10 protein-coding genes are annotated in these 13,249 nt (G+C 73.3%); 5 read left to right on the forward strand and 5 right to left on the reverse strand.

From position 1 onward, the window contains the following. Positions 1-111 precede the first annotated feature (111 nt). The 4 genes from ABEB09_RS05925 to ABEB09_RS05940 form a co-directional block, all read right to left on the reverse strand. On the reverse strand, positions 112-1,401 hold the full coding sequence (locus ABEB09_RS05925) for a cation:proton antiporter (RefSeq protein ID WP_345687799.1): 1,290 nt from the start codon (positions 1,399-1,401) through the stop codon (positions 112-114). Positions 1,402-1,409: 8 nt separating this feature from the next. Then, a complete protein-coding gene (locus ABEB09_RS05930) occupies positions 1,410-1,880 on the reverse strand; it encodes a cation:proton antiporter regulatory subunit (protein ID WP_345687801.1) in 471 nt (156 codons plus the stop codon). Positions 1,881-1,976: 96 nt separating this feature from the next. After that, the gene (locus ABEB09_RS05935; RefSeq protein WP_345687803.1) at positions 1,977-2,546 is read right to left on the reverse strand and encodes a DM13 domain-containing protein; all 570 of its coding nucleotides are present in this window, start codon (positions 2,544-2,546) and stop codon (positions 1,977-1,979) included. A gap of 87 nt (positions 2,547-2,633) precedes the next feature. After that, complete coding sequence (locus ABEB09_RS05940; protein WP_380842235.1) at positions 2,634-3,872, reverse strand: YihY/virulence factor BrkB family protein; 1,239 nt, start codon at positions 3,870-3,872, stop codon at positions 2,634-2,636. A gap of 17 nt (positions 3,873-3,889) precedes the next feature. Here ABEB09_RS05940 and ABEB09_RS05945 point away from each other — a divergent pair, with 17 nt between their 5' ends. Continuing rightward, entirely contained in the window at positions 3,890-5,539 is a 1,650-nt protein-coding gene (locus tag ABEB09_RS05945) for an acyl-CoA dehydrogenase family protein (RefSeq protein WP_345687804.1), read from the forward strand. A gap of 239 nt (positions 5,540-5,778) precedes the next feature. Beyond that, positions 5,779-7,083: a GAF domain-containing protein gene (locus ABEB09_RS05950; protein WP_345687806.1), complete on the forward strand. Its 1,305-nt coding sequence runs from the start codon at positions 5,779-5,781 to the stop codon at positions 7,081-7,083. Positions 7,084-7,108: 25 nt separating this feature from the next. On the opposite strand, the gene ABEB09_RS05955 is transcribed toward ABEB09_RS05950, so the two are convergent. After that, entirely contained in the window at positions 7,109-8,155 is a 1,047-nt protein-coding gene (locus ABEB09_RS05955) for a M4 family metallopeptidase (RefSeq protein WP_345687808.1), read from the reverse strand. A 137-nt stretch (positions 8,156-8,292) separates the two neighbouring features. Between ABEB09_RS05955 and ABEB09_RS05960 the strand changes: the two genes are divergently transcribed. From ABEB09_RS05960 to ABEB09_RS05970, 3 genes are all read left to right on the forward strand, one after another. Further along, complete coding sequence (locus tag ABEB09_RS05960; protein WP_345687809.1) at positions 8,293-12,243, forward strand: wHTH domain-containing protein; 3,951 nt, start codon at positions 8,293-8,295, stop codon at positions 12,241-12,243. Between the two features lie 43 nt (positions 12,244-12,286). Beyond that, the gene (locus ABEB09_RS05965) at positions 12,287-12,853 is read left to right on the forward strand and encodes a GNAT family N-acetyltransferase (protein ID WP_345687811.1); all 567 of its coding nucleotides are present in this window, start codon (positions 12,287-12,289) and stop codon (positions 12,851-12,853) included. A 209-nt stretch (positions 12,854-13,062) separates the two neighbouring features. Then, positions 13,063-13,146, forward strand: a complete 84-nt coding sequence (locus ABEB09_RS05970) for a putative leader peptide (RefSeq protein ID WP_312846103.1) — start codon at positions 13,063-13,065, stop codon at positions 13,144-13,146. Positions 13,147-13,249: the final 103 nt, after the last annotated feature.

The following is a 13,249-nucleotide window of genomic DNA, read 5'->3' on the forward strand; positions in this document are numbered from 1 at the left end:
AAGTCAGTCCTGGCGCAGACAGCTCATGGTCGTGACACGCACGTAGTCCACGTGGCGGCGCATCACGAGAAGAGTCACCCGATGAGCCTAACGCACGGCGACCGCGCCGGCTCAGGCGCGGGAGGTGAAGGGCCGACGCCCCACCCACGCGCCCACGGCCTCCGTCGCCCTGGACACCACCGTGGTGGTCCTGGAGCTGCGGCCGGAGGGCTGATCCGGTGGGCCCTGGCGGCGGCGTGCGGAAGTGGCGGCCAGGTCGCGCAGGCCGTGGAGGACGGGCTGGGTCCAGCGGGCGGTGAACGGGCCGATGAGCACCAGGATCAGGACGTACGCCGCGGCCAGTGGGCCGATCCTCGGCTCGGTGCCGACGGCGAGGCCGGCGATGACGACGGAGAACTCGCCGCGGGCGACGAGCGCGCCGCCCGCGCGGAGGCGGCCGCGGGGGCCGACGCCGGCGCGGCGGGCGGCGTACCAGCCGGTGAAGATCTTGGTGCACGCGGTGGTCAGGGCGAGCAGCAGGGCGGGCAGCAGGACCGGGGGGATCTCGCCGGGCGCCATCGACAGGCCGAAGAAGAGGAAGAAGACGGCGGCGAAGAGGTCGCGCAGCGGGGTGAGGATCCTGCGGGCGCCCTCGGCGACCTCGCCGGACAGGGCGATGCCGACGAGGAAGGCGCCCACGGCGGCGGACACCTGGAGCCGCTGGGCGAGGCCGGCGACGAGGACGGTCAGGCCGAGGACGACGAGGAGGAGCATCTCGGGGTTGTCGGAGGAGACGGCGCGGCTGATGTGGCGGCCGTGGCGCAGGGCGACGTACACGACGATGCCGACCGTGCCGAGCGCGATGAGCAGCGTGAGGCTGCCGCCGGCGAAGCTCACGCCGGCGAGCAGAACGGTGAGGAGCGGCAGGTAGACCGCCATGGACAGGTCCTCGATGACGAGGATGCCGAGGACCGCGGGGGTCTCGCGGTTGCCGAGGCGGCCGAGGTCGGTGAGGACCTTGGCAATCACGCCGGAGGAGGAGATCCAGGTGACTCCGGCGAGGGCGAAGGCGGCGATCGGGCCCCAGCCGAGGAGGAGCGCGGCGGCGGCGCCGGGAAGGGCGTTGAGGACGAAGTCGACGAGGCCCGAGGGGTACTGCGTCCTGAGGCTGGTGACGAGTTCGGACGCGCTGTACTCGAGGCCGAGCAGGAGCAGCAGCAGGATGACGCCGATCTCGGCGCCGACCGCGACGAACTCCCCGCTCGCGTCGAGGGGCAGGATGCCGCCCTCGCCGAAGGCCAGCCCGGCGAGGAGGTAGAGGGGGATCGGGGAGAGTCCCAGGCGTTCGGCGAACCGGCCGATGAGTCCGAGGCTGAGGATGACCGCTCCGAACTCGATGAGGAGCGCGGTGGTGTCGTGCATGGGTCCGGTCACTCCCCGCCGATGATCGCGGCGAGCGCGTCCACGCCCTCGCGGGTGCCGACGACGACCAGGGTGTCCCCGATGGCGAGGCGGAAGTCGGGGCCGGGTGAGGGGTGGGCGCTGGTGCGGCGCAGGACGGCGACGACGGAGGCGCCGGTGCGCGTACGGGCCCGGGTGTCGCCGAGCAGCCGCCCCCCGTACGGGGAGCGGCTGGTGACGGGGATGTGCTCGGTGACCAGGTCGAGGCCGTCCGTGCGGATGCCGTCGACCGGGGCGGGGTCGATCAACTGGGCGAAGGCCGTGGCGTCTTCGGGGGTGAGGGGCACGGAGGCTTCGCAGGTGTCGGGGTCGTCGTCGCGGTAGAAGCCGAGGAAGCGACGGCCGTCGTTGTGGACGACGACGGAGAGGTGCCGGCCCTCCTCGGTGGTGAAGTCGTACTGTGTACCGACGCCGGGCAGGGGTGTGCGACGCGTAGCCATGACCGCACCTCCGGGTGGCGCACGACAGGCGAAGAGGCCTTTACCTTATCAATACATGTCCTCTTATACGCCTTGTGCGCCATTTGGGGTGATTTGTCAGGCCCGCTGGAGGGTGGCCGCGCCGAACGACACGTCGAAGCGGTCGCACCAGATCGTGACGCTGGTGTACGCCTTCAGGTCCGTACCGGCGGGCAGGCGGTAGTTCTGGTCGCCCTTGTTGCCCTTGAGCTTGCCGAGGCTGACGTGGGCGCCGTCGTCGAAGACGTGCCAGCCGTCCTTGCCGGGCAGCACCGGGGCGTCGGTGAGCCAGACCCGCAGGTCGGGGCCGTTGCTGGTGTCGAGGTCCTCCAGGCGCAGGACGTGCGAGCCGTCGGCGAGCCGCAGCACCCGCACGGTGCCGGTGGTGGCGTGCTCATGGCTGATCAGCGTGCCGGTGGCGAGCGTCCGCGGGCCGGGCGCGGCGGAGGGTTCCGCGGAAGGCGCCCCGGGTGAGGCGGGCGCGACGGGGGCGGGCGCCGTCACCTCCGGGGCGGCCTCCTGGACCGTCTCGTCCGCCCAGAGCTTCCACGGCTGGAACCAGTACAGCCCGAAGCCCCCCACCGCCACCAGCAGCACCAGAGCACCGATCACCACAGGTCGCGTCACCAGGCGTCGTACGCCGGCCATCGTCACCGCCTCCTCGCACAGTCGTTTTCCGTCCCCATTCAACGGCGAAATCGGCCTGATGAGGCCCGCGATCCGATGACGAAAGTCTTACGTCGAACGCCCGGGCGCGGTGCCGCCCCCGTCGTCGGGCCGCTTCGCCGGCCTGTCCTTGGCCGGCTTCTCCTTGGCGGGTTTCGCGGGCTTGTCCTTCTCGGGCTTCTCCCACTGCAGCCGGCTCTTCACGTCGTCCGGCGGCAGGAAGCGCGACCAGCGCTCGGGGAACTCCGACGGCATGTCGGGGTCGTCGTCGTCCAGTTCCTCCACCGCCGCCTTGGCGCGGGCCACCAGGGCCGCGGCCTCCGCGGCGCGGGCCCGTTCGTTCTCGGCGCGGGCGGCGGCCGTGGCGACCGAGGGCCAGACGCGGTCGATCGCCGCGTTGACGGCCGCGCCGACCAGGACGGCGAAGGCGGAGATGCCGATCCACAGCAGCACCGCGATGGGCGCCGCCAGCGAGCCGTAGATCGTCGGCCCCTCGACCGTGCTGGTGAGGTAGATCCGCAGCAGGAAGCTGCCGAGCACCCACATGCCGAGGGCGACCAGGGCGCCCGGCACGTCCTCGATCCACGGCGAGCGCACCGGCACGGACACGTGGTACAGCGTCGTGAGGAAGGCGATGGACAGCACGATGACGACCGGCCAGTACAGGATCGCCACGACCTCCGTGCCCCAGGGGACCAGCTCGACCACCCGGTCGGGGCCGACCACCGCGAGCGGCAGGACGACCGCGCCGATGATCAGCGCGATGATGTAGAGGAGGAAGGCCAGCAGCCGGGTGGCGACGATGCCGCGGTGGCCGTCGAGGCCGTACATCACGGTGATGGTGTCGATGAAGACGTTCACCGCCCGCGACCCCGACCAGAGCGCGATGGCGAAGCCGATGGAGATCACGTCGGGCCGGCCGCCCTTGGTGACGTCCTCCAGCAGCGGTCTGGCGATCTCGTTGACGCCCCGGTCCGACAGGACCGTGCCGACGGCGCCGAGGATGTTCTTCTCGATGGACGCGACCGTGGTGGTGTTCGTCCAGTCGTCGATGTACCCGAGGAGCCCGAGCAGGCCCAGCATCAGCGGCGGCAGCGACAGCAGGGTGAAGAAGGCCGCCTCGGCGGCGAGGCCGAGGATCCGGTACTCGATGCACGAGTTGACGGTGTCCTTGAGGAGGAGCCAGACCATCTTCCGCTTCGACACGTTGCGGTAGAGGGCCCGCGCCCGGTGGAGTCGGCCCGCGGAGGCCCCCGCGGACGCGCCGGTCCCCGTGGCCGACTCGGGTGTTTCCTTTGCTGCCTGCACCTCCTTACCGTATCCGCATGGCAGCCACCACCCACACAGTGACCAACCAGCCTCCGCCCCTGGTCGGGTACGACGTCTTCACCTCCGACCGGGTACTGACCGAGGCCGTGGAACGTCATCTTCCGCCCGAACTCCTCGACGAGGCGCGCCAGGAGCTGTCCGCGCTCGGCACCAGCGCGGGCTCGGCGCAGGCGCAGAGCTGGGGCGCCCTCGCCAACGAGAACCCGCCGAAACTGCGCACCCACGACCGCTACGGCAACCGGATCGACGAGGTCGACTTCCACCCGGCCTGGCACCGGCTGCTCGGCCACGCGGTCACCTCGGGGCTGACCGCCGCCTGGAGCACGCCGGGCGGGCACGTACGGCGCGCGGCCGGGTTCCTGGTGTGGACGCAGGCCGAGGCGGGGCACGGCTGCCCGGTGTCGATGACGCACGCGGCGGTGCCGGCGCTGCGCGTGGACCCGGAGCTGGCCGCCGAGTGGGAGCCGAAGCTGACGGCGCGGGTGTACGACGGCGAGGACCTGCGGCCGGCCGCCGAGAAGACCGGTGTGCTCTTCGGGATGGGCATGACCGAGAAGCAGGGCGGCAGCGACGTCCGGGCGAACACGACGGCCGCCAAGCCGCTGGACGCGGCCGGGGAGTACGTGCTGACCGGGCACAAGTGGTTCTGCTCGGCGCCGATGTCGGACGGCTTCCTGGTGCTGGCGCAGGCGCCGGGCGGGCTCACCTGCTTCCTGGTGCCGCGCGTGCTGGAGGACGGCACACGCAACGTGTTCCGGATCCAGCGCCTGAAGGACAAGCTCGGCAACCGGTCCAACGCCTCCAGCGAGGTCGAGTTCGACGGGACGTGGGCGCGCCGGGTCGGCGAGGAGGGGCGCGGGGTGCGCACCATCATCGAGATGGTGGCGGCCACCCGGCTGGACTGCGCGCTGGGCTCGGCGGCGCTGATGCGGCAGGCGGTGGCACAGGCCGTGCACCACACCGCGTACCGCAGCGCGTTCGGCGGGCTGCTGATCGACAAGCCGCTGATGCGCAACGTCCTGGCCGATCTGGCGCTGGAGTCGGAGGCGGCGACGACGCTGGCGATGCGGCTGGCGGCGGCGTACGACGCGGTGGAGTCGCACGGCTCGGAGGAGGAGCGGGCCTTCCTGCGCCTCGCGGTGCCGACGGCCAAGTACTGGGTGACGAAGCGGTGTACGCCGGTGGTGGCGGAGGCGCTGGAGTGCCTGGGCGGCAACGGGTACGTGGAGGAGTCGGGCATGCCGCGGCTGCTGCGCGAGTCGCCGCTCAACTCGATCTGGGAGGGCTCCGGCAACGTCCAGGCGCTGGACGTGCTGCGCGCGCTGCAGAGGGAGCCGCAGGCGCTGAACGCGTTCCTGAAGGAGGTCGGCGAGGCGCGCGGCGCGGACCACCGGCTGGACGCGGCGATCAAGGACGTGCTGGCCGAACTGTCCGACCTGGACGGCATCGAGGCGCGGGCGCGGCGGCTCGTCGAGCGGATGGCGCTGGTGCTCCAGGGTTCGCTGCTGGTGCGGTGGGCGCCGCCGGGCGTCGCGGACGCGTTCTGCGGGTCGCGGCTGGGCCGGGACTGGGGGACGGCGCTCGGGACGCTGCCGCACACCCTGGACCTGGGGGCGATCGTCGAACGGGCGCGCGCCGTCGTGTGACGGCCCGCGCCCGGTGCGGCCGGGGTGGTGCTGCGCCGACACGGCACCATCCCGTCGCGGTACCGGGAGACCGGTACGAGGCCACTTTCGTACAGGCGCGCAGCTCTTCGCGAGAGTTGCAAGGGGTTGCAGCGAGGTGGCGATATCTGTCCGGCAATTGACCGGGCGGGTGCGGACTCGGGGGATGATGGGAGGCGAGAGACCAGTCACCGTACGCGGGCGGGAGCGGGGAGGGCCCAGTGCGGAACGCCACAGTCGACATGACGCGGCTCGCCGCGATGGACTCGCGCGAGGCGGCGCTGTTGCTCAAGGACGTCCGGGACGCCACCCTGCGCGGCGGGAAAGCACCGCTGGCGCCGCGGGCCGACATCCGTGAGTCGTGGCAGCGGATGCTGCGCGAGGGGGTGGATCCGGACAGGGACCGCCGGTCGGGGCTGCTGTCCCCCGGCGAGCTGGAGCGGCGGCGCGGGGCGTCGCCGCTCGCGGAGCTGATGCCGGTGCTGCGCGAGGGGCTGATGCCGTCGCCGGGCGCCGCCGCGGACCCCGTACGGCACATCATGGTCGTCGCGGACGCCGAAGGCCGGGTGCTGTGGCGCGAGGGGCATCCGTCGGTGCTGCGGATGGCGGACGGGCACGGCTTCGAACCGGGCGCGGACTGGCGCGAGTCGACGGTCGGGACGAACGGCGTGGGTACGGCGCTGGTGACGCGGCGGCCGGTGCAGGTGCACTCGGCGGAGCACTTCGTGGCGACGCACCACCCGTGGACGTGCGCGGGCGCGCCCATCACGGATCCGCGGGACGGCCGGCTGATCGGCGTCGTCGATGTGAGCGGGCCGGTGACGACGATGCATCCGGCGACGCTGCTGCTGGTGAGTTCGGTGGCGCGGCTCGCCGAGGCGGAGCTGCGCACCCGGCACCTGACGGAGCTGGCCCGGCTGCGGGCGGTGGCGGCGCCGCTGCTGTGCCGGGTGGGCGGCCGGGCGGTGGCGGTGGACGCGCACGGGTGGACGGCGGCCGTGACGGGCGTCGCGCCGGTGGACCGGCTGGCGCTGCCCCGGTCGTTCGGGGCGGGCCGGGTGTGGCTGCCGACGCTGGGCCTGTGCGTGGTGGAGCCGCTGCCGGGCGGCTGGCTGCTGCGGCTGGTGGACGACGAGCCGCAGGCGGGTGTGGTGACGCGGGTGGTGCTGGACGTGAGCCGGCCCCGCGACTGGACGGTGCGGGTGTCGGGGCCGGTGGGCGACTGGACGCGGGAGCTGAGCCCGCGCCACGCGGAGCTGCTGTACGTGCTGGCGGTGCGGCGGGACGGGCGGACGGCGGCGCAGCTGGCGGGCGACGTGTTCGGGGACCGTACGCGGACGGTGACGGTCCGGGCGGAGATGTCCCGGATGCGCCGGACCCTGGGCGGCGTGCTGGCGCACCGGCCGTACCGGTTCCGGGACGAGGTGGAGGTCGAGGTCACGGGCCCGGCCGACCCACGCGACCTGCTGCCGCACTCGACGGCTCCGGCGGTGGTGTCGGCCCGGGGCGGGGGCGCCCCGGGCTGACGTACGGCCGCGGTCGGCCGGGGGCTCAGACGCCGGGGACCAGGCGGTCCCGGAAGGCCTTCCGTACGGTGTCGGCCGCGGCCTTTCCGTACATCTTCTCGGCCGTCGCGATGGTCGTGCGGGCGGCGTCGGTGAAGCTCGTGTCGGGCGCGAAGCCGAACTGGGCGTTGATGACGATCCGGTCGGCGGTGCGCGCGCCGAGGGCGGCGCGGATGTCGTGCAGGGCGCGGGACCAGATCTGTCCGTCCGCGTGGACCTGACCGACCTTGTCGGCGTAGGTCTTGTCGGTGTCGATGCGGCGCAGGCAGTGCGGGGCGGCGCTCGTGTACGAGACGGCGTCCCAGTCGGCGACGCAGGCGAGGTCGGCGCGGCGCTGCCAGCCGTACTTCGCGAGGGCGTGCTCGCCGACGGTGACGGCGAGGTAGTCGCCGAAGGCCTCACCGATGGCGCCCGCCTCGACGGAGGTGCCGAAGCCGGGCACCTGGGCGTGGTGCACGGCGTGGCCGTACTCGTGGAGGATCACCTCGGCGTCCTCGGCGTCGTCCACGCCGCCCTTGCCGAACCGGATCTCGGCCTTCTTGTCGGTGAAGTACGAGTTGTCGGCGCCCCACTGGTTGATCCGCACGGGCTGGACCCGGTCGTTGGCGCCCGGCAGCTCGCTGCCGAAGCCGAGCCCCTGGAGGTACTCCTGCGCCTCGTTGACCCAGAAGTACGCCATGACCTGCTCGAACTGGTCGTCGTGGCGGCCGTACGCAGAGGCGTCGGCGACCGCGGCCGAGGCGCCGGTGTCGGACCGTACGGTGACCCAGCGCCCGGAGAGGCCGCCGCTGCCGTCGAGGTTCCGCAGCGGGGCGGTGGCGTAGGCGGAGGCGGGCACGGGGTCGGTCGCGTCCTTGCCGTCCTTGGCGTCGGTGAGGCCCTGGTCGCCGGTGGACTGGACGGGGTTGACCATGAAGAGCCGGGCCTGCGGCGCGGAGTCGGCCGCGGCGGGGCCGGTGAGCGTGGTGAACGCGGTGAGGGCCGCGGTGGCGGTGGCCACCACGAGCGGGCCGCGGGATATGCGGCGGGCCATGGACATCCTCCTGCTGATGGGGTGCGGGGGGTGGCGTGGCGGAGCGGTGCGTGATCTTGCCGTACCGGTGGGTTTTTGGCCATAGGGCGGGGGCGGGTGGTTCGGCTTCTAAGCTGAGGGGCGGGAGGTACGACGGCATGCGGGATGGGGGCGCCCACAACGTGGTGGGCGAGGGGGCGGTCGCGGGGGCCGTCGTACAGGCGCAGCACATCGGCAGTGTGACGATCCATCAGCCCGGGTCGGGTCCCGTCGCGCGGGCCGCCGAGGACCCGTGGGCGGCGGCGGTCCGTACGTCGTCCGTGTGGCGTCATGTGGCGGCCTGCCGGGACGTCGAACGTCACCGCGAGGCGGCCGCCGCGACGGCGGGTGCGCTGGCCCGGCTGCGCGACGAGGCGGAGCGGCGGCTGGCCGCGGACCCGTGGCAGGACCCGGGGAGCGCGGAGCGCTTCGCCGAGCGGCTGGAGTGGCTGCTGGGCGAACCGGGCGACGGCCCGGGGCTCGACCTGTACCCGGCGGAGGCGGCGCTGTTCGTGCTGGTGCCGTACCTGTCCCGGGTGCACGACGTACGGGTGGCGGCGGCCCTGGTGGACGTCGAGCCGTGGCGGCCGACCGCGTCGGTGGACGCGCCCGAGCGGGCGTCGTTCGAGGCGTACGCCGACGGGCACCGGCTGCTGGTGCAGCGGGCGGCGCTGCGGCCCGAGGCGGAGGCGCCGATCGGCTGGTGGCTCTTCCACCGGTGGCTGGTGCGGCACGAGCGCCACGCGCACGAGGACACCGTGCGCGAGCTGCTGGACGCGGTGGGCGGGCCGCACGCCGAGGTGCGCCGGGTGCTGACCCCGCGTCGGGTGAGCCGGCTGCTGCACGCCCTGCGGCGCGGCCCCGACGTGTGCAACCCGGAGTTCCTGGACGCGCTGTCCGCGGACGAGCTGGTGGGCGTCCAGCGGGTGCGGGACCGGCGGCTGGCGCTGCTGTGCTCGCTGGCGTACGCCCTGACGGCCGACATGACGACGCTGCCGGACATCGTGGCGGAGCACCTGGGCATCCCGCACGCCGTGGACCCGGCCGCGCTGCGCGCGACGCTGGAGGGCTCGTCGTGGGGCGGCCCGGCGGACCTGCCGGTGCTGCGCGCCGAGTGCGCGCACGAGGCGGTCGTGGAGGGGCTGCGGGCGGCCGCGGCCCGTATGGACGAGGTGCTGCACGCGGTGACCCGTACGGTACGGGAGCGGGTCACGCAGCCGATGCCGCGCCTGCCGGTGCGGCTGTCGGCCGACGGGGTCGCGCCCGCGGAGGGCGCCTTCACGGGCTGGGCGAGCTTCCGGCTGGACGAGCGCCGCGTGCGCGAGCTGCTGATGGGCGTCCAGCTGTACAAGGACCCGGACCTGGCGGTCCGGGAGCTGTACCAGAACGCGCTGGACGCCTGCCGCTTCCGCCGGGCCAGGACGGAGTACCTGGACCGTACGCATCCGGCCGCGACCTACGCGTACGACGGGTCCATCGTCTTCGAGCAGGGCGTCGACGACGAGGGGCGGGCGTACGTCGAGTGCCGCGACAACGGCATCGGTATGGGCGAGGCGGAGCTGCGGGGCGTGTTCTCGCGGGCGGGCGCCCGCTTCGCCGAGCAGCCGGAGTTCCACGAGGAGCAGGCGGAGTGGGCCCGCCTGGACCCGCCGGTGCCGTTCCACCCGAACAGCCGCTTCGGCATCGGTGTGCTCAGCTACTTCATGCTGGCCGACGAGATCCGGGTGACCACGTGCCGGCTGGGCCGCGACGGGCGCCCCGGCCCGCTGCTGGAGGCGTCGGTCTTCGGCCCCGGACACCTGTTCCGCATCGTGGAACGCGCGCGGGAGGGGCGGGACGCGGGGACGACGGTCCGGCTGTACCTGCGGGACGCGCGGGACGGCTGGTCCTGCCCGGAGGTGCTGGCCCGGCTGCTGGGCATCGCCGAGTTCACGACGGTGGCCCGGCACGGGGAGGAGGTCGCGCGGTGGGAGCCGGGGGTGCTGCGCGGCCGCGAGAAGGGCAAGGGCGAGCAGTTCGGCCTCGACGCCCACGGCGCGCTCGCCGCCCGGCGCGGCGCCCCGGCCGGGGCGCAGGTGATCTGGTGCGAGCACGGCGGCGGGCTGCTCGTCGACGGGCTGGTGGTGCAGCCGGCCGTGCGCGGCGGGGTGCTGTCGTCGAAGGCGTCCGGCCTGGTCGGCGCGGTGGTGAACCTGTCCGGGCCGTTCTCGCCGGAGCGGCTGTCGGCGGACCGCTCACAGGTCCTGAACGACCTGCGCGGGACGGTGCGCGACCTGCTCGCCGGTGCGCTGGACGCGCTGATGGCCCATCCGCTGCTGGACTTCCCGTGGCTGTGCGCCGTGGCGGATGGGAGCCCGCCGCTCGCCGACATGGTCACGGAGCGCTGCGTCGCGGGGAAGCACGGGCTGACGCGGGACACCGGCAAGGAGTACGCCTACCGGAGCGGGAGGCCCGCGCGGTCCTTCCGCAGTGAGAACACGGGCTGTCTGCCCGCGGACATCTCCCTCGTCCACCCGCAGCTGCTGCACACCTTCGAGCGCGAGAACCCCCTGCTGCGGGAGTTCTCCGTACCCGTCCCCGACCACGTCCTGCTGTGGCGGCTGCTGGCGCACCGGCCCCACCCGATGCTGCGCCAGCTCGCCGAGTTCTCCCCGGAGCTGGACGCCGTCGGGCCGGTGCTGCCCGCGCTGCCGTCGGACCAGAACCTGCTCGCCCTGAGGCTGGGAGCGGACTGGTACGGCCCCGCGGACCGGGTGACCAAGCTGTTCGACGCGGCCGAAGCGCTCGGCCGGACGCCGCGCGAGGTGGCCGAGCGGGCCGCCACGCTGGGGCTGCACGAATTCGAGCCGGCGCTCTTTCCCGACACTCCTGTGCACCGAGGGGGTCCCACGGCGGGGACCGTCGCCGACATCGTCCGCCGGCAGCGGCGGTACCACCGTGGGCCATCCGTTCCGCTGCTGGTGACCATGGCCGATCCGGTGGCGCTGAAGACGGTGGACGAGGCCGCCGCCGTGCTCGCGGACAGTGGCGTCGACGTGCCGGAAGCACTGGTGGACACGGCCCGTGCGGTGGTGAGGGACGAGGAGCTGAGGGCGTATCTTCGCGCCTCGGCGGACGTCCCGTGGTTCGCTCCCGGGGCCGGCGTCCCTCCCGGACAGCTGGTGCAGACAGCCCTGGAGCTGGACCTGGAGGTGCCCGACCTGTGCGGGCGTCTGACGGCCTGCGGGCTGACGGCCGACGCGACCGGGCTTCCCACCGTGCCGACGCCCGACGTGCTGTCCCTCTTGAAGGAGGAATCCGAGGCACCGTTCTCGTGGTGGCTGGCCCCTACGGTCCCTGTCCCAGCGATGCACGTTCTCCGTGCCTCCGAATTGCTCGGCCTGACGATCGCGGAGGCCATGCACTGGTACGAGGTCCTCGGCTTCATCCCGCCGTCCCCGTTTCCGACGGAGGTGGAGCCGGACGACCTGGCAATCCTCGCGCAGTACTCCGACGACATGGGCCTGGAGTACGCGCCCCTGCGGGCCGGGGAGCCCGTTCCGTACCTGCACGTACTGATTGCCGTCTCAGAATGTGAGAGGCCGCTGCACGCGGTCGCTGCCCGGCTGCGCGCGTACGGCATCCGCGTGCCCGCGCTCGACTGCGCGGAGCCGGCCGATCTGGACGAGGAGCTGTTCGTGGAGGACGGCGCACTCAACTGGACGGGCGTCCACACGGACGAGCCCATGCCCTTCGCCCATATCCTGGCCGCCGCCCGTCGCCTGCTGATCCAGCCGCGGGAGATCGTCGGCCGACTGGCCGCCTACGGCATCGCGTCGTCGTGCCCCGACGTGCCCGAGGGGCTGACGTATGAACGTGCGCTGTGGCTGCTGGAGACGGGCGAGGAGGACATCCTCCTGTCGGCGGAGGAGGGCGTGGACTTCTCGCACCTGATCACACTGGCCCGCAGGATGGGCGAGCCCATCGCGGTCGTCCGCCACTGGCTCGTCCAGCTCGGCATCCCCGTCGCCGACCCGGCCGAAGCCATCCGCGCCGCCCTCCCCCGCATCCCGCGCCCCGGGGGCGCCTGACGCCACTGGCCAGAGCCCGGCGCCTCGTGTTTCCCTGGCCCCCATGAGCATCACCGTCACCACCTGGTCCCTCGAACAGCTCTCCCCGCAGGATCTGCGGCCCGCCGCGGCGCCCGGCGGCGACGTGGAGATCCGGCGCGCCGAGGTGCCCTCGCCCGAGTTCAGCCGGTTCCTGTACTCCGCCGTCGGAGGGGACATCCACTGGCGGGACCGGCTGGGCCTCGGTTATGAGGAGTGGCGGCAGATCCTGGAGCGGCCCGGGGTGGAGACCTGGGTGGCGTACGAGAAGGGGACGCCGGCCGGGTACGTGGAGCTGGACCCGCAGGACGACGGGGTCGTCGAGATCATCTACTTCGGGCTGATCCCGGCGTTCCGCGGCCGGCGGATCGGCGGGCACCTGCTGTCGTACGGGACGGCGCGGGCGTGGGACCTGGCCGAGCGGTGGCCGCAGCGGCCGCCGACGAAGCGCGTGTGGCTGCACACCTGCTCCCTGGACGGGCCGCACGCGATGGACAACTATCTGCGGCGGGGCTTCAAGCTCTTCGACACCAAGGTGACCGAGGAGGCCGACGGGCCCACGCCGGGCCCTTGGGACGGCGCCTTCGCCTGAGCCGCGGCAGCGGCGGCAGCCGCGGCGGCCGCGGCCCACTCGCCCCGCAGCCGCGGCCCACTCGCGGTGGCAGCCGGCGGCCGAAGTCGCGGTGTATGACGTGCTCGGGTCATGTGGCCCGGGCCACACTCGTCCGGACTTCGAGACACCTCTGTCCACATCCCGGACAAAGGTGGACTGGGTCCAAACTCCCGTGACACGCTTCCGTCATGTCTCGAGCTGGAATTGCCTTGGTGAGTCGGCGGCACGTCGACCTCGGCCGCATGTCCAGCGCCATCTGTCCGGTGAGCTGAGCGAACCAGCACCACCGCGATCCCCGATCTTCTGAACCCACCGCGCAATGTCGCGCAGGCACCCCGCCCTGCGCGACATTGCGCAGGTCAGAGCCGCCCTCCT

Origin of the sequence: Streptomyces coeruleoprunus, from assembly GCF_039542925.1 — a bacterium.
GTDB lineage: Bacteria > Actinomycetota > Actinomycetes > Streptomycetales > Streptomycetaceae > Streptomyces > Streptomyces coeruleoprunus.

Coding starts and splice junctions, on each gene's coding strand:
- ABEB09_RS05925 (WP_345687799.1), bottom strand. CDS start 1,401: ATGCACGACACCACCGCGCTCCTCATCGAGTTCGGAGCGGTCATCCTC.
- ABEB09_RS05930 (WP_345687801.1), bottom strand. CDS start 1,880: ATGGCTACGCGTCGCACACCCCTGCCCGGCGTCGGTACACAGTACGAC.
- ABEB09_RS05935 (WP_345687803.1), bottom strand. CDS start 2,546: ATGGCCGGCGTACGACGCCTGGTGACGCGACCTGTGGTGATCGGTGCT.
- ABEB09_RS05945 (WP_345687804.1), top strand. CDS start 3,890: ATGGCAGCCACCACCCACACAGTGACCAACCAGCCTCCGCCCCTGGTC.
- ABEB09_RS05955 (WP_345687808.1), bottom strand. CDS start 8,155: ATGGCCCGCCGCATATCCCGCGGCCCGCTCGTGGTGGCCACCGCCACC.
- ABEB09_RS05960 (WP_345687809.1), top strand. CDS start 8,293: ATGCGGGATGGGGGCGCCCACAACGTGGTGGGCGAGGGGGCGGTCGCG.
- ABEB09_RS05965 (WP_345687811.1), top strand. CDS start 12,287: ATGAGCATCACCGTCACCACCTGGTCCCTCGAACAGCTCTCCCCGCAG.
- ABEB09_RS05970 (WP_312846103.1), top strand. CDS start 13,063: ATGTCTCGAGCTGGAATTGCCTTGGTGAGTCGGCGGCACGTCGACCTC.